The organism is Chromobacterium alticapitis, from assembly GCF_002924365.1.
In the GTDB taxonomy this organism is placed as follows: domain Bacteria; phylum Pseudomonadota; class Gammaproteobacteria; order Burkholderiales; family Chromobacteriaceae; genus Chromobacterium; species Chromobacterium alticapitis.
This window is the reverse complement of the sequence record NZ_PQWB01000171.1, coordinates 1-572: the sequence shown is the minus strand read 5'-3', so window position 1 is coordinate 572 and position 572 is coordinate 1. Positions and strand designations below refer to the sequence as shown.

The window sequence follows — 572 nt, the reverse complement described above, 5'->3', positions numbered from 1 at the left end:
GGAGGCCGCTTACCACGGTGGGATTCATGACTGGGGTGAAGTCGTAACAAGGTAGCCGTAGGGGAACCTGCGGCTGGATCACCTCCTTTCTAGAGACAGGCGATTGCCAAGTACTTACAGCCTATCGGTTATTTGTGTTAAGGGCATTTTGATGAAAACCGGCGCGACTCTGCGTTGGAAAGCTCCTCGTGTACTGAATGTACACGTCGTCGCCTTCCGCCTTGATTCGCTTGGTTTTGATCAAAATGAGGTTGTGGATGCCACAACTTCATAAGTCAACTGGGTTTGTAGCTCAGCTGGTTAGAGCACTGTGTTGATAACGCAGGGGTCGTAGGTTCGAGTCCTACCAGACCCACCAGTTACATTCTGGGTGTTCTGAATTGGCACCCGGATATAAAGCCGAAAGACAAGGCGCGCGGGAGCGACGTGTACAAGTGTACACGAGCGACTAAGCAACGCGGTATTTCGGATTTAGAGGGGGATTAGCTCAGTTGGGAGAGCACCTGCTTTGCAAGCAGGGGGTCGTCGGTTCGATCCCGTCATCCTCCACCAGTTTGCAGTGCAAACATAAT

At 51.9% G+C, this 572-nt stretch carries 2 tRNA genes and 1 rRNA gene; all 3 read left to right on the top strand.

From position 1 onward, the window contains the following. Positions 1 to 89, top strand: a 16S ribosomal RNA gene (locus C2I19_RS20510); the annotation flags it as partial. Positions 90 to 281: 192 nt separating this feature from the next. Further along, positions 282 to 358 (top strand) — tRNA-Ile (locus C2I19_RS20505). Between the two features lie 118 nt (positions 359 to 476). Beyond that, positions 477 to 552: transfer RNA gene (locus C2I19_RS20500), tRNA-Ala, on the top strand. The last annotated feature ends 20 nt before the right edge of the window (positions 553 to 572 follow it).